Raw genomic sequence first — 22,033 nt, 5'->3', positions numbered from 1 at the left:
CTTCTTTTGACTTTAGGATTTTCACTTTTTTTTAAGTGTTTTTTTTGAAACAAAAGTTAATTATTTAGTAGGCACCTAAATAAAAACTACCCGAAGCTGCTTTTAGTTTTGCACCTTTTGTAATCGATTTGGTTTTCCAATTTACAATATAAATATTCCCGTCTTTACCTGCAGGCGTAAAGGGTAAATACACATTATCACCAATAAGACCTATGTTTTGAAATTGACCAAATGTAGTTGTTAATGCTGGGTCAGTTTCTAATTCTGTAGCTAATTTAGTTGCTGTTTTAGTATTTAAATCTACCAGTGCAACATACCCGCCATTTGTTCCCGTTACGGTGTACATAACAATTGCTATACCGTCTTTAATGTATCTCCAAGCTTTAATAGTTGCTCCAGTTGTGTTCAAAGCAGTGTTTAAATTAAAATGGAATGATGCATCATATTCGTTTGTTGATTTACTAATACGAAGAATATCTGGACCTGATGTTGCAGTAGCTTGGTATAGATTTCCATCAGTACCTACATACTGTGTCAAGGTGCGGTAGCCTAAGTTATCAATGATACTTTTATCAGAGATGATAATTTTTGGATTTTTTAATGACGGATAATCAACTACATAGGACACAGTTCCTAGATCCCTATTTGTAGTAGTTGCCCAACCTGTAATGGCTCCAGATGTAGCGTTTGTTGTTACTGTTCCGCTTGTATTATGTCTTCTAATACCCACACCAATGTACAGTTTTGTTTTAGCTTCATTTAAAACAGGTACATCAGCTCTCCAGATATGATATCCCTTTGATTCTAATTCAGCTCCAAGATCAACGTTAATAGCTCCAGTATTAGTAATTGCCGTATTGTTTAAGTCAATGTTTGCAATTTTAATTACTCCTTTTGGATTTCTATACACATAATTAGGAGCGGTTCCTGTGTAAGGTTCAAGTGCATCACCAAAAGAGACTCCAACTCCCACACCTTCGGCAGCTTTAACCCAGCGCGGTGAAGTTCCTAAAATTACCGAGGTATTTAATTCAAATCCTACCTCTTCATATTTTCCTGCGCTAGTTACGCTGTATTTGTTAAAAACACCACCTTCAGTTCCGGTGTATTGAATGTTGTATAAAAATTTTCCATCTGCTGATGCTTGCACTCGGGCAGTTCGGCTTGATTTTAAAGCGAAACCTTCAACATATGTTGATCCGTTCAACTTAAATAAATCTACTACATAATCTGGATTAGCGGCATTTTGTGGCGTTATAGCGTAGGCACGAGTCCCACCATTTCCTGCGGTCCCTGTTGCGTCAGGAAATGAACCTGTTAGCGTGATCCATCTTGCAGTATCAACTACTGGAGTTGTCTCAGTACCGGTGTCGTCATTGCTGCAACTTCCTAATGCAAATGCTGTAATTACAGTACTTAATACTGCTATTTTAAATAGATTTTTTTTCATGATATTGATTTTAATTTGATTATAAAAATTTGCTAAAAGTGTAATTCAATTTGAAGTAAATGCCCCTTCCGGGTTTTTGTATAGAAAAGTTATCATATATTTCTGCGTTCATAATATTTTTTACGTCTATACTTGCAATGAGTTTTTTAGATGGAAATCCATAACTTATACCCAGATCATGTGTAAATTGACTCGGAGTTAAGGACCATTCTGGCTGTCCCCACACCACATAATATTCTCCTACATAACCAGTGTTGTAATAAAGATTAAGTATTGACTTTTTCTGAAATACACTATTTAGGCGGTATTGAATATTTGCGTTGGCAGTTAAAAAGGGTTCGTTTGGAACCTGTTGTCCAAAAAAAGTATGAGGTTGACCATTATTATCTCGTTCTAGCTTGAACACATTATTGAATTTAGAAAAGTTTACAGAGGCATTCAATTTGTTATTGTACACGTAGATAATTTCTGCTTCAAAACCTCGAGATTGTGTTTTTCCTAGATTTATATATCGGGTGGTTTGAATATCAGCATCAGATTCCTCTTCAATTTCGGATACATCTACTGCTTGTTGTGTTATTTTATTGAATCCATTACGCCAAAAGGCATTTGCATAAAAGGATACTTTGTGTTTTTTAAAATCTATTGGTCCCCATCTAAAACCTAAATTGTAGTTGATGTTTTTTTCTGGCTCTAATTCAAGATTGGATAAAATGTTAATTTCAGGCGCTCCAAATAATTGATTTTCGGTAGGCATTATATATGAATTTTCGGTGGAACCAATGACAAAGAGTTTCTCAATTACTTGATACGAAGCTGTTGCACCATACCCAAAATTATAGTTTGAGGTAGTGCTTTTACTTTTTACTATTGAATTAACGCCATCAGTGGTAGCAATGTCAAATTTTGTTTGATTGGTTCTATTGCTAGTGTATTTCCCTAAAATATTTGTTGTCAGCTTCCTGTTGAAATTTTCGGCTTCATAATTTAATGAAAGGATGTTTTTTGTAACCAGACTTTTAGTAGCCAGTTCTCTTAAAGTTGGATTTAATAAATCTTCATCTTTTCTATTTGTTGCTTCGTATTTATGATTCAAAGAAATACGATGTCCGTTAGCTATCAAATACCCCAAGTTTGATCTAGCATTTGTGATTTTTCTATCGGTATTTGTTATTGTTTTTGGACCTTGCTGTCCTCCATTGGTGCGCAAAGGGACTCTTTCTCCAAACTCAATTACTTCTCTTATGCTTCCGTCCCAATTATAGGCATAACTGATGGTGTCTTGTAAGTAGGTACTGCGTTCGCTTCTTACTGCGTTAACATTCAGAGCTAAGTTTTGAGCTAAAAAATTTTTCTTCGTATAATTTAAAAGTAGTGCATGTGCTTTGGTTTCGTTAAATCTTCCTACATATGGTACGGCCATTGTTATTCCATGCGGAATCTCAGTATAATTGCTAGAGCCATTGTATCCAATAAAAAATTGATCGGCCCATTTAGTATCAGTAATTCCGGCTTCAAAACGGCCTCCTACTGCTTTATAAGTATTGTTGAAACGTTTGGCTCTGTAGGGTCTCGTGATTTGTTGTAAATGATTTACAAACGTGGTAGACCTGCCCCAGGTTTCAAAACTATTATCAGTATAAGTGTAAAAAGCAGATCCTCTAAAAGAAAGTCCCGTTTTTTTATCTCGTAAGGTAACTCCCAAATCAGATTGAAAAGTTTGAAACGAGCCATAAGAAACTGCTGCAGTTGCAGTATTCTTAGACACATCCTTTTTTAAAACCACATTAATGGCACCACCCACATAATCTCCTGTTAAGTATGAGGGTAAAATTCCTTTGTAAACTTCAATTCGCTCAATCATTGAAGGCGGAATATTATTTAAATTGAATGAGGAACCAAAAGTTGAAATTTCTATTCCATCAATAAATATCCCTATTGCACTTCCAGACATTCCATTTAAGTTGTATTCCACGTTCGAGCCTATACCGCCGTTTTGTCTTACGCGTACTCCAACAGATCTATCAAGTAATTCATTAGTAGTTAAGTTGCGTAATGAAGCTTCTTTAGTTTCAATAATTGCTACGGCAAAACCACTAGTTTCAATTTTTTGTTTTTTAGGTTTTCCTTGTATTGTTACATTTTTAAGGGCTTTTACTAAAGTATCTTTTGTTGCGGTTTTTTCGATTTTAAGGGCTTTATTTTTAGGATTACTTGTTTGCGATACTACGGGGAGAATCGTTAACAGAAATAAAATGAATGAGGTATATTTTTTAAACATGGTATTTTTTAATGTAATATTTAACTAAAAACTATTCTTAATTAGACTTATTATAAATAACTTTGCTGCAAAACTACTATTAACATCCATAAAATAGGTAGGGAAAAACGGATTATTATTTTGTAAAAACGGATTATTATTTTGAAACTTAAATCGAAAATATTAGCACACAAAAAACCACTGATTGATCTGGAAATAGGGGATTCGTATAATCAAAAAAGCCATTTTGTCGAAGAGAAAATTAGTATCCAGAATGGAAAAATGGAGCAAATAACGAGCGCTAATTTGATTTGTGAAGGTGTAGTGATTCTGGATTTTAAAATGTGTTTTTCGACTCCACAAACGATACAATCTGAAATAATTGGCGAATCTATTGTGATGAATTTTATTTGTTGCAACAATGTAGAAGCGACTATAGACCAAGTAGAAAGCGAGAAATATACAAAGGAAAATACCCATAATATTCTATACACAGACAACTTTAATGGAACCTTTGAAATTCCTGCTTTTGAAGAGATTAATTATTTGTCCATTATTTTATCGTTGGATTATTATTATCAATTAATCAATGAAGATTGGGGACTTCATCAAAAATTCTCTGCAACTATTATTCAAAAAAAATCCGGTTATTTAACTCCAAAATACGTTCCGTTTAGTCCTGTTATGCAATGGGTTATTCACGAAATAAAAAACTGTACCTACAAAGGGGCTATCAAGAAAATGTATCTTGAGGCTAAAATAAAAGAGCTTTTAATTTTACAACTGGATACCTTGGTAAAAAAACCTCTAGAAAAAGTACTTATAAATGAGGAAGACTATCTTAAACTTCAGAAAGCCAAATTAATTTTAGAAGCTAATTTTACAAATGCGCCATCACTTCCGGAACTTTCCAGAGCAATATCGCTGAATGAATTTAAACTAAAAAAAGGATTTAAATCTTGCTTTGAAACAACAGTAAAAGGCTACATCACTAAACTCCGAATGGAATATGCTAAAAACTTATTCAAAAATAAGGCTACAAATGTAGGGGAAGTAGCCTATAAGTGTGGCTACAAAGATGTGTCTCATTTTTCGGCAGCTTTTAAACTGTTTTATGGATTTACACCCATCAGTTTCAGAAAACTCGATAGGACTACAAAATTGTCTTTCTTTTATTGGAGCTTTCCAGACATCCTTACACTAGATCTTTTTATGATTTAAAATAGATCAAACTCTTGTTCAAGCTTCAAATTGAATGTAGTGTTTTATGTAATTAGTCTTAAAGCCGAAAGTCATAAAATCAAAAGATATTTCACTACCTCTTGATTTTATGACTTTCGACTTTCTAATATTCAGACTAAAGAGTTCTCTTTTGCTTTTCTACGAAATTATTAGATTGTAATTCTAGTAGATCGGTAGCGTTTTTTCGTTGTAAATCATACAATTGCTTGTCGTCAGCAATGTCTCCGTAAACTTTGTCGTGCATCGTTGCACTAGTTTTTACCAATAAAGTGCGTTGGTATTTGTCTTGCTCGATTGTTGCTTTTAAGGCTGTTTCTAAATCTTCTAATTTATAATCGTATTCCCCTTTTGGAGATAAAAGTTTAGCAATAATAGGGGAAGTTTCTATAGCCAGAAACAACAACATAATAAAAAACGAAGGCAACCAAGGTAATTTATTCAAGGCATTGATTCGTGCCATTAAACCGTCAAATCCATCAATGATAGGCTGGGTTTCGGTGACTTTCTTGTTTAAGTCAGTTTGAAGGTTTTTGGTGTTTTTCTCCATTTCAGCAATTTTAGCCAAGTTGGTTTTTTGTAAGGTGTCCAGTTCTTTCTTTACCAAATCATGTTTGGCAATTTTTTCTTTAAAAACAGGTCCTTTGCCTAATTTTTTGGTTCCTGCGGTTCCTTCAGCCTCTGTGATGTACGTTTCGTAAAGCGTATTGACTTCTTTTTCTTTCTTAGTAATTTCCGATTTCAAACCTGCTATTTCGGCTTTGTTCTTGTCTAAATCCGATTTGAAATAATTCGCCACTTCCTTTTTGTTATTCAAAGCCATAGCATTTTTTTCTTTCAATAAAACGGTATTAATTTCTTTTTCGAAGATTTTAATTTCTAATGGTTTCGAAATTACAATGGCAATGATTACCGCCAAAATAATTCGGGGAGTAGCTTGTAAAAATTCACTTCCAAACTGGTCTCTTTTTCGAATAGTGGAAACAATAAAACGATCCAGGTTAAAAATAAGTAAACTCCAAACGATACCAAATGCGATTGCGGGATAAATACTGTCAAAGACGGTGAACAGTGCATAAGAACTGGCTAGTAAAGCCATCACTGCGGTGAAGAAAACAGTGGCGCCAATACCTACATATTTGGTTTGTTCGCCTTCGGAACAGCCTTCAAGAAGGTCTTTGTCAGCTCCGGAACAAAGGATGAAAAATTGTTTTAACATGATTGATTTTTTTGATTGATTGATGGTTGCAAATTTAACGCCAAAAAATGAATATTGGTATAAATACTTGATATGTTTTTAATTAACGATTTTTATATATAAAAATAGAGCCGCTCTTTACGAACGGCTCTATTGGTTTTGAATTAATATTAACTTAAGCTAATGGTGCTCCTGCCATAATTTCGGCATTGGCAAATTCTTCAAATTTGGCGAAGTTAGCTTTGAATTTTTGAGCTAATTCTACCGCTTTCTTATCGTATAGTTCAGGGTCTTCCCATGTATTTCTCGGATTCAATATTTCACTAGGAACATTTGGACACGTTTGCGGTTTTGCAATTCCAAATACTTTGTGATTCTCATACGCTACGTCGTCCAATTCTCCGTTTAATGCAGCGGTAATCATGGCACGCGTGTATTTTAATTTCATTCTGCTTCCTATTCCGTAAGGACCACCTGTCCAACCCGTATTGATTAACCAAACTTTTACATTGGCATCTTTCATTTTTTTACCCAACATTTCAGCATATTTTGTTGGGTGTAATGGCATAAATGGTGCGCCAAAACAAGCAGAAAAATTAGGCTGAGGTTCTGTAATTCCAGCTTCAGTTCCAGCAACTTTTGCCGTATAACCAGAAATAAAGTGGTAGGCAGCCTGTCCTGGAGTCAGTTTAGAAATTGGAGGTAATATTCCGAATGAATCGGCAGTTAAGAAAAATATATTCTTTGGGTTTTTCCCAATAGAACCAGGTTGAATGTTATCAATATGATAAATAGGATAACTTACTCTGGTGTTTTGAGTGATAGAAATGTCCTCAAAGTCAACTTCATTAGTGTCTTTATTGATTACTACGTTTTCTAGGATTGCCCCTTTTTTTATAGCTCTAAAAATGTCTGGTTCGTTTTCTTCGGAAAGGTTGATGACTTTTGCATAACAGCCTCCTTCAAAGTTGAAAACTGTATTTTCATTAGTCCAACCATGTTCATCATCACCAATTAATTTTCTGTTTGGATCTGCAGATAAAGTTGTTTTTCCAGTTCCTGATAATCCAAAGAAAATAGCAGTATCACCGTCTTTTCCAACATTGGCACTACAGTGCATTGGTAAAGTATTTTTGAAAACTGGTAAAATGAAATTCAATGCAGAGAAAATTCCTTTTTTCATTTCTCCTGTGTAGCCAGTTCCGCCTATCAAAACTACTTTTCTTGTAAAGTCAAGAATTGCAAAATTGCTTTGACGCGTTCCGTCTACCGCTGGATCTGCCATAAAGCTAGGCACGCAAAGTAAAGTCCATTCTGGATCGAAGTTTGCTAATTCGTCCATTTCAGGTCTCAAAAACATATTGTAACAAAATAAATTTGCCCAAGGAGTTTCTGTGATTACGCGAACGTTTAATCTGTAATTTGGATCAGAACATACATATGAATCTCTTACGTAAACCTCTTTATTGGATAAATAAGAGGTTACTTTATTGTAAAGTGCTTCGAAAGCATCTGATTCAAAAGGGATATTTACTTTTCCCCACCAAACTTGATTTTCACTGATGCTGTCTTTTACTATATAGCGGTCTTGAGGAGAACGACCAGTATATTCACCTGTATTTACTGCTAATGCACCGGTTGAGCTTTCAATTCCTTGACCTAATTTTATTGTTATGTCGTGTAATTCTTCAGGGGATAACTGGTAATGAATTTTTGCATTTTCAATTCCTAATTCTTTTAACGAAATCGATTGCGAGAAAAGCGTGTTATTGTCCATAAATTTATTGTTGTGTAGTTTCTTTTTATAGACTGCAAAAGTAGAAATTATATTTCAGATACAGTTTGATTCTTCTAATTTTGTGATTTTTTATTCATAATATTCATCAATAAAACGCCCCAGGCCAGTATTAATAGGAGTCCGCCAATAGGAGTCACGAATCCTATAATTTTAAAATCAAAAGTAGTAAGGTCGTTTGTCGCTAATAGATAAATAGACCCAGAGAATAAAATTACACCAAAAAGAACTAAAAAATAGATTGCTTTTTTTGTTTTTTGAGGGATGTCTTTCATTAGTCCAAAAAACAATAAAAATAGTGCATGGTACATTTGGTAGCGTACACCGGTTTCAAAAGTCGATAATTGTTCAATAGACAGTACTTTTTTTAGGGCATGCGCGCCAAAAGCACCAAGAATTATAGCAATCATTCCTAAAATAGCTCCTGTTGAAATTATCTTTTTGTCCATGTTAGTATTGTTTTTATTGCAAAAGTATCTCATCTCACTTTAAATTAAAAACGTTTTGTAAGATACTTTTTAGCGGTTGATTTATCCTAAATCAGGTTTTATAACTCGTATAATTTTTTTCGCAACACTATTTGTTATAAATACAACAATTTTGTATGTTTGTGTTATAATTATAAAAAATGAAAACAATTTTAATCATCGGGGCAGGAAGATCAGCTTCATCTTTGATACATTATCTTTTAAGTAAATCAGAAAAAGAGAACTTGCATCTTATTATTGGTGATTTGTCATTGGCATTAGCTGAAAAAAAGACAAATAATCATCCCAATGCAACGGCGATTGCCTTAGATATTTTTGATGAAAATCAAAGAAAAGCAGCTATTGAGAAAGCCAACATTGTTATTTCGATGTTGCCGGCTCATTTGCATATTGAGGTAGCTAAGGATTGTATTGTTTACAAAAAGCATTTGGTTACCGCTTCCTACGTGAGTGATGCCATGCAGGAATTAGATGCTGCAGCAAAGGAAAATAATCTGATTTTCATGAATGAAATTGGATTGGATCCTGGGATTGACCACATGAGTGCGATGAAAGTGATTGATGATATTAAGGAAAAAGGCGGAGAAATGCTTCTTTTTGAATCCTTTTGTGGCGGACTTGTAGCTCCGGAATCCGATACGAATCTTTGGAATTACAAATTTACCTGGGCACCACGAAATGTTGTTCTTGCCGGTCAAGGTGGCGCTGCCAAATTTATTCAGGAAGGAACTTATAAATACATTCCGTATTGTAATTTATTCCGTAGAACCGAGTTTTTGGATGTTGAGGGTTATGGTCGATTTGAAGCGTATTCGAATCGGGATTCCTTGAAATATAGAAGTGTGTATGGCTTAGACAATGTGCTTACGTTATACAGAGGAACAATCCGAAGAGTTGGTTTTTCTAAAGCATGGAATATGTTTGTGCAATTAGGAATGACGGATGATAGTTACGTTATGGAGGATTCGGAAAACATGAGTTACCGAGAATTTGTGAATTCGTTCCTGCCATATCATCCCACGGATTCTGTAGAAATTAAAACGCGTTTGATTCTCAAGATTGACCAAGATGATATCATGTGGGACAAATTATTAGAATTGGATTTGTTCAATCGGGATAAAAAAGTAGGGTTGAAGAATGCTACTCCAGCTCAAATTTTAGAGAAAATACTCAGTGATAGTTGGACACTTCAACCTAAAGATAAAGATATGATTGTCATGTATCATAAATTTGGATACGAAATACATGGCAAGAAAGAACAAATAGATTCCAAAATGGTTTGTATTGGCGACGATCAAACGTATACGGCTATGGCAAAAACAGTGGGTTTACCAGTTGCCATGGCGACTTTATTAATATTGAATGGTAAAATTACGACTCCGGGAGTTCAATTGCCTATTCGTAAGGAAGTCTATGAGCCTATTTTGAAAGAATTAGAGGAATATGGTGTTGTTTTCAAAGAACAATCCATGTCGTATTTAGGATATAATCCTGATAAAGAGTTTAGTTAGTAGTTTTTTTTAGATTTTTAGTTTGATAAATCCGCTCCTTTTGAAGCGGATTTGTTTTTTAAAATTCTTTATTTATGCTGAGCGTAGCCGAAGTATGGGCGTGACCCTGCAAATTGCTTCGTCGTTCCTCCTCGCAACTTCAGGTCGGGCTGTTCGGTGCAATCTTTATGTTTTTAAAGAAAAAACATAAAGGATTTTCGCTGCCATCCCTCACGCAGCGCATTACAATGATGCGCCGTTTTTTACTAAATTGTAAGAAAATTTGATTATATTTGGAAAACACAGAGCGAAACATATTTTCTCTAATCTACACAAAATTAGGTGTGTATAAGAGGGTTTGTTTCGGCTTTATAGAAGTTGTAGGCAATTTCAAAGAACAGAATTAATGAAATTAATATTATGGAAGAAATAAAAAAATCGATTAGTGCAATTTTATACGAGCGAACTACCAGTCCACTTTTCGGAACTTTTATAGTTTCTTGGCTTTTATGGAATTGGAAAATCCCATATTTAAGTTTTTTTGTTTCTGAAAATAAATTTAAAATCAATAAAATTGAATACATAATTGCTAATTATAATGACACTCATTATTTGATAACTTATCCTTTAATATCAACTCTTATATTACTGACCATTATTCCTTTTCTTTCTAACGGCGCATATTGGCTATCAATCAATTTTGAAAACTGGAAATCAAAACATAAAAATTTAATTGAAAGTAAACAGTTATTAACCGTTGAACAATCAATTGAATTAAGGGAACAAATCTTTAAACAAGAAGAAAGATTTTCAAAATTAGTTCAAGACAAAAATTCAGAAATTGAATCGTTAAAAAAACAAATTGAAAGTGACAAAACTGTAGAAAAAGTTGATGAAAAAATAGATGATTCAAATTCTGAACTTGAAAAGCTAGCAGAAAGAATAATGAATAATAGTTATGAACTAGAGGCTTTTAATACTCTTACAAGAGCAATTCAAAATAATTACAGAATCCAAAATGATGCAACCACAACTAAATTAATCGCTTTATTAGAATCGTACGATATTATTCATAAACCTGAAGCGCTTTATAAATTTACAGACACTGGAAGACGATTTTTAAGGTTTATAACTGCATAAAAACTGCCAACAAGAATACAATAACGGATTTGGGCGATAGGCTTAGTGAAAAGTTGGTTTTGTATTTGTGAGATTTGGCAAATCCGAAAATAGGTCTTAATTTAGTCCCAAACACGCTGTAGCACAAGAGCTCTGCAATTTTAAAAAAACTTTGAACAAATCTTATAAATACTTAATCATTGGACTCCTTCTTTTAGTTGTTGTCTCTCCTATAGTATTAACTCAATTTAGCGGAATCATATCATTTAATGCTGAATCTGGAGCAATAGGAGATACTATTGGGGGAATTACAGCGCCATTAGTAAATATTTTAGGTGCGATTTTAATTTATATCTCATTTCAAGAACAAGTAAAAGCAAATACACAACAAATAGAAAATCAGAATATTGACCGATTTAGAAATGACTATGAGGAAATAAAAAAAGAATTTCATCTTGTTGGCTTTAGCAAAGAAGAAATTCACGAAAATCTTAAAGATATTGTTTTTGAATCTCCAATTGATGTTTACTGTCGGGATTTAGAAATTAGACAAGAGGGCAATATAACTTTTGAATATCAATTTAAATATGTTCTGTACTTAATACAATACTTTATTGAGGAACTAGAAAACAGCAATCTTAATGAACAGAATAAGAAACTCTTCATTAAAAAAATGTACCAGTTCTACTATTCACGAATTGAATACCATATTGATCAATCAATTGAGTATGCAGAGGAATATAATTATGACGTAGCGTTTATAGTTTTAGCAATAAGGATTACCAAAATATTGAAAGACATAAGAATAAAATACGGAATTAAAGATTCTGAAACATACTAAACAAAGGCAACTAACCAGCTGTTTGATATAGTGTGTGTTTAAATGTAATTACAGTTTCGCATAAACTCTTTGTTAAGTCAAAAATTGAAAGCTTACGAATTCACCACTATCTCAAAGCAAAAACCTTAGTTTGATAAATCCGCTTCAAAGAAGCGGATTTCTTTTTTTACAATTACGCCTTTCCAGATTGAATAGTTATAGGTAAGCTATACATTACTCTCACAGGAACGCCGTTCATTTTTCCGGGAATCCATTTCGGGCATATTTTCAAAACACGTATGGCTTCTTCACCCGTTCCAAAACCAATATCTCGTATGTTTTTTATATCGCTTAAACTGCCGTCTTTTTCTATTATAAAGGTGATGTATACTTTTCCTTTTAAATTAGGTTGTTCTGGAGTTTTAAAATTATTGCCGACAAATTTGTAAAATTCCATAATTCCTCCCGGAAAATCTGGTTTTTCGGTTATTCCAGCAGTATTATAGACTTCATTTTCCCCTTTTTGGACAAACTGATTTTCAGAATCGTACGCATCAATTTCAATTACTTCAGGAGCTCCTTTACTTAAAATCCCCAGAAGTTCCTCGTTTGTAGGCAATTCTTTTTGCTTGGATAGGATAGAAGGTATTGCCCTCTTTTCTATAGGAGTTAGTTCATTGTATTTTTTTTCGCTGGCAACCTTTCCTTTTTCATCTTTGATTTTAAAAGTAGTTTTGTCGTAATACGTTTTAATTAAATTTTCAGATTTTTTAGGAGTAGTTTCTTTTTTTACATTGGTTTCTTGTGCAATGACTTTCGTACACAATAAAAACAATAAGGAAGTTACTACAGGAATTAGCATTGCTTTTTTTAATAAAGCTTCTGTTTTTGATGTGGTTTTTGTCATCATGAGTAATCGTTTTTTAGTTATTAAATAATTCAAATTACTGGCCAAGTAAAAAGTTTGGTTCTCGTTTGCTTTCGATAATAATAAAGATTGGTAGAACGGAACATTGTTATAGAAGGTCACTACTTTCTCATCGGCAAGAAATTCGTGGTTGAGTTGTATGGCTTTTTTGTAAAAAATAAAAATAGGGTTGAACCAAAAAACGGTTTTCAATAGTTCGATGAACAAAATATCTAAAGTGTGTTTTTGGGATACATGAGTGAGTTCGTGCGTGTACAATTCAGCTTCAATTTGACGGTTGTTGTATTCCTTTTCGTTGATGAAAATCGTATTCAGGAAAGTATGCGGCAAGGTTTTTTCGGGAACCAAAATCAATTTGGCATTCTTATAGTCAATAGGTGTAGTCGACTTCATTTTAGACGAAATCTTATTGATATTGCTGATAAAACGTATCGCCAAAATAAGTGTTACTAAACCATACAAACTCCATAATCCTATTGCCAGATAGTTAGTTTCCTCCAGTATTACAGCGTTTCCTTGCAGTATTTGGATATTTCCCGGATTGACTGTAGGTTGTGTTATTTCCTGAATAACTTCAATAGTTATAAATGGAATCACCATCGAGAAAACAAGACTGAACAACAAGTAAAACCTATTGAATACATGTATTTTTTCTTTTTCCAAAAACAAATAATACACCGCCAATAGCATGAATAAAGTAATTGTCGATTTGATTAGAAAGTCGCTCATTTTTTCTTTTTTTGAATTTCACTGTCTATTATTTTCTTAAGTTCTTCCAGTTCCGTTTGAGACAAATTCGTTTCGGTGGTAAAGAAAGAAGCAAATTGCGATGCCGAATTGTTGAAGAAATTACTAATCAATCCGTTGACGTGTTTCGAGAAATAATCGGTTTTCTTGACCAAAGGATAATATTCTCGTGAGTTCCCAAACTCCCTGTAGGCTACAAATTGCTTATCGATCATTCTTTTTAATAAAGTAGCCACAGTTGTGGTAGCCGGTTTTGGTTTTGGATAGGCTTCAAGCAAGTCTTTCATAAAGGCTTTCTCGAGTTTCCAAAGGTGCTCCATTACTTGTTCTTCGGCGTTTGTTAGTTGTTGCATGTTTATTTTTATTTTGTGTAAATTTCTTGAATAGGTATTCCTTTTTCATAGATTTTTGTTCCAAGTAGTATTCCTTCGGAGTCATAGAATTTCCATTCTCCAGTGGGCAGCCATTCTATTTTTGAATTTATTATGGCTTTATTGGAAACTCCTATTTGTTGAATTTTTCCTGTATTATGATATTTGATGACGTGGCAACTGTTTTTTTTATATTTTTCTTTTGAAAGTAATCTATCGCTCATGAATTCTTTCCAAGTTCCTGTTTTATCTCCTTTTTTGTATCTTCCTATTGCGACAGATTCGATGTTCATGAATTTTTCGGTTTGGATCCATTTTCCAGTTTTTAATCCGTTTTTGGTTTGATTAATTTTGCAACTAGTGAGGCTTATGCACAAAAGAATGATGATGATTGTATACTTGTTTTGATTTTTCATTTCTACAGATTAAAACATTGCTCTACAAATGTAGAATATAAAATCAGATAAACAAGTTTTTAGAGAAAAATATTTTGGTAGTCAGCGGTTTGCGTTAAGGATGGGAGTGGAAATCCTTTTCATTTTTTTGTTTCAAAAAATAAAAAGATTGAGAATGGACAGCCTGACCCGCTTTTTTCAGCGGGGAACGCCCAAAAAAAATCCGCTCTGTTTATAAGAGCGGATATAAAATTTAATGAAGGTTCTCGATACTTTTTTGTTCCGTTTCTCTTTACAAAAAAACTCGAACTGACGATATCGCTAACTATTATTTAGACAGTTCTACAAAATATTTGTAAAACAACGGAATGGTTTCAATTCCTTTTAGGTAATTAAAGATTCCGAAATGTTCGTTTGGAGAGTGAATGGCATCGCTGTCCAGACCAAATCCCATTAGAATAGTCTTGCTTTTCAGTTCTTTTTCGAATAATGCTACGATAGGAATACTTCCTCCGGAACGCACCGGAATTGCGGGAACGCCGAAGGTTTCAGTATACGCCATGTTTGCGGCTTTGTAGCCAATGCTGTCTATTGGGGTTACATATCCCTGACCGCCATGATGCGGTTTTACTTTTACGGTAACGCCGGCAGGGGCAAGGCTTGTAAAATGTTTTGTGAAAAGTTCAGTGATTTGCTCCCAATCTTGATTAGGTACCAAACGCATCGAAATTTTGGCGAAAGCTTTACTCGCAATAACCGTTTTGGCACCTTCTCCGGTGTAACCACCCCAGATTCCGTTGACGTCCAGTGTAGGACGAATGGAATTTCTTTCGTTAGTTACATAGCCGCTTTCGCCATAAACGTCATTTAAGTCCAATGCTTTTTTATAATTGTCTAAATTGAAAGGCGCTTTAGCCATTTCGGCTCTTTCTTCAAGTGATAATTCTGCTACATTATCATAGAACCCGGGAATGGTAATGTGGTTGTTTTCATCATGAAGTGAAGCAATCATCTTTGCTAAAACATTGATTGGATTTGCAACAGCACCACCATAAAGTCCGGAATGCAAATCACGGTTTGGTCCCGTAACTTCTACTTCTACATAACTTAATCCACGTAAACCTGTTGTAATTGACGGCTGCTGATTAGAAATCATTCCGGTATCCGAAATTAAAATCACATCGTTTTTTAATTTTTCTTGATTGCGTTCTACAAACCAACTCAAGCTTTTTGATCCAATTTCCTCTTCGCCTTCAATCATAAATTTTACGTTACAAGGCAAAGTATTGGATTGAACCATATATTCTAATGCTTTTACGTGCATGTACATTTGGCCTTTGTCATCACAAGATCCACGGGCAAAAATAGCGCCTTCGGGATGAATTTCTGTTTTCTTGATTACTGGCTCAAAGGGAGGTGAAGTCCATAATTCCATTGGGTCTGGTGGTTGAACATCATAATGACCATAAACCAAAACTGTTGGTAATGATTTGTCTATGATTTTTTCACCATAGACGATTGGATAACCTGGAGTATCACAAATTTCAACAAAATCGCAGCCTGCTTTTTCTAAACTGGCTTTTACGGCATCTGCAGTTTCAAAAACATCATGCGAATAAGCAGTGTCAGCACTTACGGACGGAATTTTCAATAATTCGATTAACTCGTTGATAAAGCGATCTTTGTGTTCTTGAACGTATGCTTTAATATTTTCCATTATTTGAATTTTGTTTATATTTCAAAAGTACAAAAAAGAGTATGAATATTTTTTGTGAAATTTACTTTGAAAATTGGAAGTTATGTTTATCTTTGCACCCACAATTGCGCGGATATGGTGAAATTGGTAGACATGCCAGACTTAGGATCTGGTGCCGCAAGGCGTGTAGGTTCGAGTCCTATTATCCGCACAAAAAAAAGCTTCTCAATCGAGAAGCTTTTTTTGTATGTATTAGTGAAAATTATTTACTTTCTATCCAAGCGTCAATTTTCATCTCTAATAACGCTAAAGGCATTACTCCAGATTCTAATACTTTTTCGTGGAATTTTTTAATATCAAATTTTGTACCCATTTTGGCTTCGGCTTTTTTACGAAGTCCAATAATTTTTAACTGACCTATTTTATAAGATAAAGCTTGACCTGGAATTGCCATATAACGCTCTATTTCTGGAATAATACTTGCTTCACTTTCGGCTTCGTTTGCTAACGAATATTTTATAGCTTGTTCTCTAGTCCATCCTTTGGAATGTAATCCAGTATCTACAACTAATCGGATTGCTCTGTGCATTTCATTACTAAGCATTCCAAAATATTGATATGGATCTTGATACAATCCAAGCTCTTTTCCTAAACTTTCGGTATATAAAGCCCAACCTTCACCGTAAGCACCAAACCAATTGAATTTTCTAAAATCAGGAAGACTGGCATTTTCTTGTTGTAATGAAATCTGGAAGTGATGTCCTGGAATGGCTTCGTGCAAAAATAAATCTTCATCTCCATAAAGATTATAATTGGCTACATCCGGTATTGGAACATAAAAAATACCAGGACGAGAACCATCAGCTGTTCCTTGCATGTATTCGGCACTTGCCGTTTTTTCTCTAAACGCTTCAGTTCTTCTAATTTCAAATTTTGTTTTGGGTTGTAGTGCGAATAATTTGTCTACATTCGGTTTAATTCGGGTATAAATACTTTGGAAATTGGCAATAACTTCCTCTGGCTTTGTGAAAGGTTTTAATTCCTTTTTGTTTCTAACCTCTTCAAAGAATTCCAATAAAGTGCCCTTGAAGCCTACTTGAGTTTTTACTTTTTCCATTTCGGCACTCAATCGGGCTACTTCTTTTAATCCCAATTCATGAATTTCCTCCGGAGTCATTTCGGTTGTAGTCCATTGTTTTACATACGTAGCGTACAAATCCTTTCCGAAAGGGAAACTTCCTATTCCGCTGGTTGCTCTTGATGCAGGAAGGTATTCATTGGTCAAGAAATCAGCCATTTTTTTATATTGCGGAATCAATTTATCATTGATGGTTGCTGTATATTTTGCGGTTAAGTCTTTTTTTATAGCATCAGAAAAAGTGGCAGGCATTAATTTTATCGAGGAGTAAAATAAATTATCTTCAATTTTTGGCGTAGCCATTTCAGCAAATTGTGGAATTAACTTTGTTGTTAATGATTTTGGCAGCACAATTCCTTTTACCATCCCTTTTTTCATGTACACCATTGCAGAATCTATCCAAACAGCATATTTGTCCATCCTTTTCAGGAAATTAGTATAGTCTTTTTCTGTTTTAAAAGGTTGCGCGCTGGTACCTCCCGCAAACTGTCCCATCGTTAGGTGCGTTCCCCAAAACTGATGAACTGGTAGAAGATTTGTAGGCTGTCTTAGTAAATTTTTACCAATCTCAACTTCCCATTTTATGATTTCATAACTATTTTTTTCTTCTTCAGATAAGTTTTCTTTGTTAATAGTTTTTAAGGCAGTTTGGTATTTGTCAAAAAATGCTTCTTGCGACTTTCTGTAGCTGTCCGTCATTTCAAATTGCAACTGATCGTTATACTCATTTTGACCATTTTGCGTTGCATCCAAAGGGCTCATCGCATTTCTATCGTCAAAATAGTTTTCTGTTAAACTGCTAAAGCTTTCTTTTTTATCTTCGGGTTTACAGTTGACCAGCAATATAGAAGTTGTCAATGTAATGAAAAGTGCGCTTATTTTTCTCATAATGAATGTTTGATAATAGATTTAGCTAATTTATTCATTTTTTTTCGATTTATAATATAACAGTATTTATATGTTTAAAAAAGCGGTTTTTCTTTCTCATAAAATTTAGTTAACGCGTCATTGGAGTGCTTATTTTAAATAGATTTCCTCTAAATTTACTGTTCTAATAATTTACACGTAAATGAGAAAAAAATCCTTTTTCATTTTGTTGGTCATCGGAAATATGCTAACAATTGAAGCCCAAGAGAAAAAAGAAAACACGACTATGAATCCATTTTTTAAAGCTTACGACACGCCTTTTAATGTGCCGCCTTTCGACAAAATTAAAAATGAACATTTTAAACCCGCTATTTTAGAAGGGATCAGTAAACATCAAGCTGAAATTAACGCTATTGCAAATAATACACAACCGGCCACTTTTGAGAATACGATTCTTGCTATGGAAAATGCAGGAGAATTATTGGCAAATGTGAATACGGTTTTTTCTAATTTGAATTCGGCGAATACCAATAAAGAGATTCAGAATATTGCCAAAGAAATAGCACCAAATCTTTCCGCTCATAGAGATAATATTTACCTGAACGAAAAATTATTCGCAAGAGTAAAAACGCTTTGGGACAAAAAAGAAACGTTGGGTGTTAATTTAGAGCAAGCTAAAATTTTAGATAATGCCTATAAAGATTTCGTTCGAAGTGGAGCCAATTTATCGAATGCAGACAAAGAAATATTACGGAAAATAAACGGAGCACTTTCGATTACCAGCTTAAAGTACGGACAGAATATTTTGGCAGAGACCAATAAATATGAGTTGGTTATTAATGCCAAAAAAGATTTAGCCGGATTGCCACAAGGATTAATTGATGCTGCCGCTGTTGATGCTAAAGCAAAAGGTAAAGAAGGAAAATGGGTTTTTACGCTTTCTAATTCCAGTGTAATGCCGTTTTTGCAATACAGTGCGAATCGAGAATTGCGCAAGCAAATTTGGAATGCGTACCAAACCAGAGGCAACCATGACGATGAATTTGATAATAAGAAGAATGCAGTTGAGTTAGCAAATCTTCGTGGACAAAAAGCACGATTGTTAGGCTATAAATCGCATTCTAATTATGTGTTGGAAGAATCGATGGCTAAAACACCGGAAAATGTAAACAAGCTGCTGAATGATTTGTGGAAACCAGCTTTGGAAATAGCTAAAACGGAAGCCGCAGATATTCAGAAAATGATGGATAAAGAAGGAGTGAAAGGCGCGGTACAGCCATATGATTGGAGATATTACACAGAGAAAATCAGGAAAGAGCGTTTTGATTTAGACGAAGAAGAATTAAAACCGTATTTCAGTTTAGAGAATGTTAGAAAGGGTGTTTTTCAGGTAACTGAAAAACTATACGGAATACAATTCAAAGAGTTGACTAATGTTCCAAAATACCATCAAGACGCAACTGTTTGGGAAGTAACAGAAAAAGATGGTACTCATCTGGGTGTTTTATATATGGATTTTCATCCGCGTGAATCGAAACGTGGCGGTGCATGGATGACTTCATACAGAAGTCAGAAAACGGTTGATGGGAAACGTGTTGCTCCAGTAGTTTCTATCGTTTGTAATTTTACAAAACCATCAGCAAATGCTCCGGCACTTTTGACTTTTGATGAAGTGACGACTTTCTTCCATGAATTTGGACATTCTTTACATGGTTTATTGTCGAATGTGACGTACAAAAGTTTAGCGGGAACAAGTGTTCCAAGAGATTTTGTGGAACTTCCTTCTCAAATTATGGAGAATTGGGCGGCTGAACCAGAGGTTTTGAAAATGTATGCTAAGCATTATAAAACTGGCGAAGTAATACCAGAAACTTTAGTGAATAAATTGAAGAAAGCTGGCACTTTTGATCAAGGTTTTACAACAACGGAATATCTTGCGGCTTCTTTATTAGATTTAGAATACCATTCTCAAACCAAAGACATTACCGTTGATGCAAACGCTTTCGAAAAAGCAGCAATGACAAAAATTGGTTTAATTCAATCGATCATTCCAAGATACCGTAGTACGTATTTCAGTCATATATTCTCTGGAGGATATTCTTCCGGATATTACAGCTACATCTGGTCAGGGGTTTTAGATACGGATGCTTTTGAAGCATTCAAGACAACTACTTTATTCAATCCTGAAAAAGCCAAATTATTCCGTGAGAATGTTTTAGAAAAAGGAGGGACCGAAGATCCGATGGTGTTGTACAAACGTTTCCGAGGTGCCGAACCAAGTATCGAGCCGCTGTTGAGAAAACGTGGTCTGGACAAAAAAGCAGAACCACTTAAAAAAGTAAAAGGATAAGTCCATTTTCTTTTAAAACTAAAAACCCTACAACATAAATAATTTGTTGTAGGGTTTTTTGTTGCTCTTCTAAAAAGGTCTTATCCGTGATACACTCGGGAAGCAATTATTTTGTCTTCTCTAATGTCCAATACTTCCGCCACCAGCAAATCTTCTTCGCCAGTAACTGTTCTTGTGTATTCCATAAAAACGCGGTCGCCATTGGCAGTAAGTGATTTTACTTTATAATTTAAAGATGGTAAACGCTCAAAAGCATCTTTCCACCACTCTCGTAAAGCTTCTTTGCCGGTAACAAAACCGTTACTTTCTGGTTTGTACATTTTTAGTTTTGGACTAAAATGCACGGCATCTTCGTCATACAAAGACAATAGTTTTTCTAATTCTTTATTATTGAAAGTTTCAAACCATTTAAAAGCAATTGATTGTAATTTTTCTGGTGTCATACTTATTTAGGATTGAATTTTTAATTAAAAAAATCCCATTTCGCTATGCGAAAGGGATTTCATTTTTATAATTTCAAAGAAATATTAAACGTTCTTCAAATTGATAATTTCTTGTTCGGTAAGTAATCTCCAGTTTCCTCTTGGTAAATTCTTTTTGGTCAAACCGGCAAAAGAAACTCTGTCAATACGCAATACATCATAACTAAAGTGTTCAAAAATATTACGAACCACTTTTACGTTAGATGATCTTAATTGTAGACCAATTTCACTTTTAGCTTCTCCGTCAATGTAACTTACATCTTCCACAAAAACGCGGTGTCCGTCAAGAGTCAACCCTTTGTTTATTTTTTCTAAATCCTCAAATTTTAAGTTTTTATCTAATGAAACTTGGTAAATTTTAGATGATTTTTGACTAGGTAACGTAAATTTACGAATCATATCCGTGTCATTCGTGAACAATAACAAACCAGTTGTATTCTTGTCCATTCTTCCTACTGCGCCAATTTTTGCAGTCGTAGAACCTTTTACTAGTTCCAATACATTACGATACTCCTGACCTTCGTCCATGGCAGTTGTAAAGTTTTTAGGTTTGTTCAGTAAAATGTATACTTTTTTCTCCGGAGTCAAAGTGGCACCGTCAAAATTCACAACATCTCCTGGTTTTACCATGTATCCCATTTCGGTAACAGGAATTCCGTTTACTTTTACAGTCCCGGATTGAATATAAATATCAGCATCACGACGCGAGCACGCACCAGAATTAGCGATGTATTTATTCAAACGAATTTCGTCTTTTACTTTCGGTCTCTTTGGTGCTTGATTTGGTTTTTTCTCTACTTTATCAGTAGCGATATCGGCAACTTTAGTATTTACTTTAACTTTTTTCGGCCCTTGAGCGCGCTTCTGCATGGCAGGTTTTGGCTTATTCGAACTTGGTCTTGAGCTAGCTGCTCTAGGACCACTTTTCTTATTATTGCCTTCCTTGTTATTCATAATATTCCAATAATTTGTGCAAAGATACTATTTATATAGTTGACAATCAATAACAGCCAATTATAAAAACGCTAACTATCTAGTTAATAAGCTAATTAATACGTTTTAGTTTCGTTTTAGTTTCGTTTTTTGGAGCTATTTCCCGCTTTCCACTCTATCTTTTTCTTTTTAAAGAAAAAAGAAAAAGGATGCCGTTGTAATCGGGGCTAACCAAATAGAGGTATTTGGGAATTTTTGAGAAAATTG

The 22,033-nt window shown here is 34.3% G+C and carries 17 protein-coding genes and 1 tRNA gene; 6 read left to right on the top strand and 12 right to left on the bottom strand.

The features are described 5' to 3' along the window. Positions 1–64: 64 nt before the first annotated feature. Positions 65–1,450 carry a hypothetical protein gene (locus QLS97_RS00915; RefSeq protein ID WP_282713820.1) on the bottom strand — a complete coding sequence of 462 codons (1,386 nt, stop codon included), beginning with the start codon at positions 1,448–1,450 and terminating at the stop codon, positions 65–67. Positions 1,451–1,469: 19 nt separating this feature from the next. Then, positions 1,470–3,731 carry a TonB-dependent receptor plug domain-containing protein gene (locus tag QLS97_RS00910; RefSeq protein WP_282713819.1) on the bottom strand — a complete coding sequence of 754 codons (2,262 nt, stop codon included), beginning with the start codon at positions 3,729–3,731 and terminating at the stop codon, positions 1,470–1,472. A 141-nt stretch (positions 3,732–3,872) separates the two neighbouring features. Between QLS97_RS00910 and QLS97_RS00905 the strand changes: the two genes are divergently transcribed. Further along, positions 3,873–4,931 carry a helix-turn-helix domain-containing protein gene (locus tag QLS97_RS00905; RefSeq protein WP_282713818.1) on the top strand — a complete coding sequence of 353 codons (1,059 nt, stop codon included), beginning with the start codon at positions 3,873–3,875 and terminating at the stop codon, positions 4,929–4,931. A gap of 136 nt (positions 4,932–5,067) precedes the next feature. Here QLS97_RS00905 and QLS97_RS00900 read toward each other — a convergent pair whose 3' ends face one another. From QLS97_RS00900 to QLS97_RS00890, 3 genes are all read right to left on the bottom strand, one after another. Then, positions 5,068–6,168, bottom strand: coding sequence for a DUF4407 domain-containing protein (locus tag QLS97_RS00900; RefSeq protein ID WP_282713817.1), 1,101 nt, complete (start codon positions 6,166–6,168; stop codon positions 5,068–5,070). Positions 6,169–6,322: 154 nt separating this feature from the next. Continuing rightward, entirely contained in the window at positions 6,323–7,924 is a 1,602-nt protein-coding gene (pckA, locus tag QLS97_RS00895; RefSeq protein ID WP_282713816.1) for a phosphoenolpyruvate carboxykinase (ATP), read from the bottom strand. A gap of 74 nt (positions 7,925–7,998) precedes the next feature. Next, the gene (locus QLS97_RS00890) at positions 7,999–8,391 is read right to left on the bottom strand and encodes a DUF423 domain-containing protein (protein WP_282713815.1); all 393 of its coding nucleotides are present in this window, start codon (positions 8,389–8,391) and stop codon (positions 7,999–8,001) included. Between the two features lie 179 nt (positions 8,392–8,570). On the opposite strand from QLS97_RS00890, the gene QLS97_RS00885 reads away from it, so the two are divergent. The 3 genes from QLS97_RS00885 (at position 8,571) to QLS97_RS00875 (ending at position 11,880) form a co-directional block, all read left to right on the top strand. Beyond that, complete coding sequence (locus QLS97_RS00885) at positions 8,571–9,941, top strand: saccharopine dehydrogenase family protein (protein WP_282713814.1); 1,371 nt, start codon at positions 8,571–8,573, stop codon at positions 9,939–9,941. Positions 9,942–10,340: 399 nt separating this feature from the next. After that, positions 10,341–11,060 (top strand): coiled-coil domain-containing protein, encoded by a 720-nt coding sequence (locus QLS97_RS00880; protein ID WP_282713813.1) that lies wholly within the window; start codon positions 10,341–10,343, stop codon positions 11,058–11,060. Between the two features lie 151 nt (positions 11,061–11,211). Next, positions 11,212–11,880, top strand: a complete 669-nt coding sequence (locus QLS97_RS00875) for a hypothetical protein (protein WP_282713812.1) — start codon at positions 11,212–11,214, stop codon at positions 11,878–11,880. 172 nt (positions 11,881–12,052) lie between these two features. Here the strand turns inward: QLS97_RS00875 and QLS97_RS00870 are convergent, their stop codons facing one another. The 4 genes from QLS97_RS00870 to QLS97_RS00855 form a co-directional block, all read right to left on the bottom strand. Then, positions 12,053–13,516 (bottom strand): M56 family metallopeptidase, encoded by a 1,464-nt coding sequence (locus tag QLS97_RS00870; protein WP_282713811.1) that lies wholly within the window; start codon positions 13,514–13,516, stop codon positions 12,053–12,055. Next, complete coding sequence (locus tag QLS97_RS00865; protein ID WP_282713810.1) at positions 13,513–13,887, bottom strand: BlaI/MecI/CopY family transcriptional regulator; 375 nt, start codon at positions 13,885–13,887, stop codon at positions 13,513–13,515. The genes QLS97_RS00870 and QLS97_RS00865 overlap by 4 nt, the downstream gene beginning before the upstream one ends. Positions 13,888–13,895: 8 nt before the next feature. Continuing rightward, entirely contained in the window at positions 13,896–14,321 is a 426-nt protein-coding gene (locus tag QLS97_RS00860) for a hypothetical protein (RefSeq protein ID WP_282713809.1), read from the bottom strand. A gap of 307 nt (positions 14,322–14,628) precedes the next feature. Continuing rightward, on the bottom strand, positions 14,629–16,017 hold the full coding sequence (locus QLS97_RS00855) for a dipeptidase (RefSeq protein ID WP_282713808.1): 1,389 nt from the start codon (positions 16,015–16,017) through the stop codon (positions 14,629–14,631). Positions 16,018–16,125: 108 nt separating this feature from the next. Here QLS97_RS00855 and QLS97_RS00850 point away from each other — a divergent pair. Next, positions 16,126–16,207: transfer RNA gene (locus QLS97_RS00850), tRNA-Leu, on the top strand. 51 nt (positions 16,208–16,258) lie between these two features. On the opposite strand, the gene QLS97_RS00845 is transcribed toward QLS97_RS00850, so the two are convergent. Beyond that, positions 16,259–18,022 (bottom strand): DUF885 domain-containing protein, encoded by a 1,764-nt coding sequence (locus QLS97_RS00845; protein WP_282713807.1) that lies wholly within the window; start codon positions 18,020–18,022, stop codon positions 16,259–16,261. A 181-nt stretch (positions 18,023–18,203) separates the two neighbouring features. On the opposite strand from QLS97_RS00845, the gene QLS97_RS00840 reads away from it, so the two are divergent. Continuing rightward, positions 18,204–20,351 carry a M3 family metallopeptidase gene (locus QLS97_RS00840; protein ID WP_282713806.1) on the top strand — a complete coding sequence of 716 codons (2,148 nt, stop codon included), beginning with the start codon at positions 18,204–18,206 and terminating at the stop codon, positions 20,349–20,351. Positions 20,352–20,431: 80 nt separating this feature from the next. On the opposite strand, the gene QLS97_RS00835 is transcribed toward QLS97_RS00840, so the two are convergent. Further along, positions 20,432–20,794 carry a nuclear transport factor 2 family protein gene (locus QLS97_RS00835; protein ID WP_282713805.1) on the bottom strand — a complete coding sequence of 121 codons (363 nt, stop codon included), beginning with the start codon at positions 20,792–20,794 and terminating at the stop codon, positions 20,432–20,434. An 84-nt stretch (positions 20,795–20,878) separates the two neighbouring features. After that, a complete protein-coding gene (locus tag QLS97_RS00830; RefSeq protein WP_282713804.1) occupies positions 20,879–21,787 on the bottom strand; it encodes a pseudouridine synthase in 909 nt (302 codons plus the stop codon). Positions 21,788–22,033 lie beyond the last annotated feature (246 nt).

This window comes from Flavobacterium yafengii (genome assembly GCF_030010375.1).
In the GTDB taxonomy this organism is placed as follows: domain Bacteria; phylum Bacteroidota; class Bacteroidia; order Flavobacteriales; family Flavobacteriaceae; genus Flavobacterium; species Flavobacterium yafengii.
Note: the sequence above shows the minus strand (reverse complement) of the source record. Positions and strands in the feature narration are given on the sequence as shown.

What these genes read in the sequence shown, in the direction of transcription:
- QLS97_RS00870 (WP_282713811.1), bottom strand. Translation starts at nt 13,516, where the DNA reads ATGAGCGACTTTCTAATCAAATCGACAATTACTTTATTCATGCTATTG.
- QLS97_RS00885 (WP_282713814.1), top strand. Translation starts at nt 8,571, where the DNA reads ATGAAAACAATTTTAATCATCGGGGCAGGAAGATCAGCTTCATCTTTG.
- QLS97_RS00840 (WP_282713806.1), top strand. Translation starts at nt 18,204, where the DNA reads ATGAGAAAAAAATCCTTTTTCATTTTGTTGGTCATCGGAAATATGCTA.
- pckA (WP_282713816.1), bottom strand. Translation starts at nt 7,924, where the DNA reads ATGGACAATAACACGCTTTTCTCGCAATCGATTTCGTTAAAAGAATTA.
- QLS97_RS00835 (WP_282713805.1), bottom strand. Translation starts at nt 20,794, where the DNA reads ATGACACCAGAAAAATTACAATCAATTGCTTTTAAATGGTTTGAAACT.
- QLS97_RS00915 (WP_282713820.1), bottom strand. Translation starts at nt 1,450, where the DNA reads ATGAAAAAAAATCTATTTAAAATAGCAGTATTAAGTACTGTAATTACA.
- QLS97_RS00890 (WP_282713815.1), bottom strand. Translation starts at nt 8,391, where the DNA reads ATGGACAAAAAGATAATTTCAACAGGAGCTATTTTAGGAATGATTGCT.
- QLS97_RS00900 (WP_282713817.1), bottom strand. Translation starts at nt 6,168, where the DNA reads ATGTTAAAACAATTTTTCATCCTTTGTTCCGGAGCTGACAAAGACCTT.
- QLS97_RS00880 (WP_282713813.1), top strand. Translation starts at nt 10,341, where the DNA reads ATGGAAGAAATAAAAAAATCGATTAGTGCAATTTTATACGAGCGAACT.
- QLS97_RS00910 (WP_282713819.1), bottom strand. Translation starts at nt 3,731, where the DNA reads ATGTTTAAAAAATATACCTCATTCATTTTATTTCTGTTAACGATTCTC.
- QLS97_RS00860 (WP_282713809.1), bottom strand. Translation starts at nt 14,321, where the DNA reads ATGAAAAATCAAAACAAGTATACAATCATCATCATTCTTTTGTGCATA.
- QLS97_RS00845 (WP_282713807.1), bottom strand. Translation starts at nt 18,022, where the DNA reads ATGAGAAAAATAAGCGCACTTTTCATTACATTGACAACTTCTATATTG.
- QLS97_RS00830 (WP_282713804.1), bottom strand. Translation starts at nt 21,787, where the DNA reads ATGAATAACAAGGAAGGCAATAATAAGAAAAGTGGTCCTAGAGCAGCT.
- QLS97_RS00855 (WP_282713808.1), bottom strand. Translation starts at nt 16,017, where the DNA reads ATGGAAAATATTAAAGCATACGTTCAAGAACACAAAGATCGCTTTATC.
- QLS97_RS00865 (WP_282713810.1), bottom strand. Translation starts at nt 13,887, where the DNA reads ATGCAACAACTAACAAACGCCGAAGAACAAGTAATGGAGCACCTTTGG.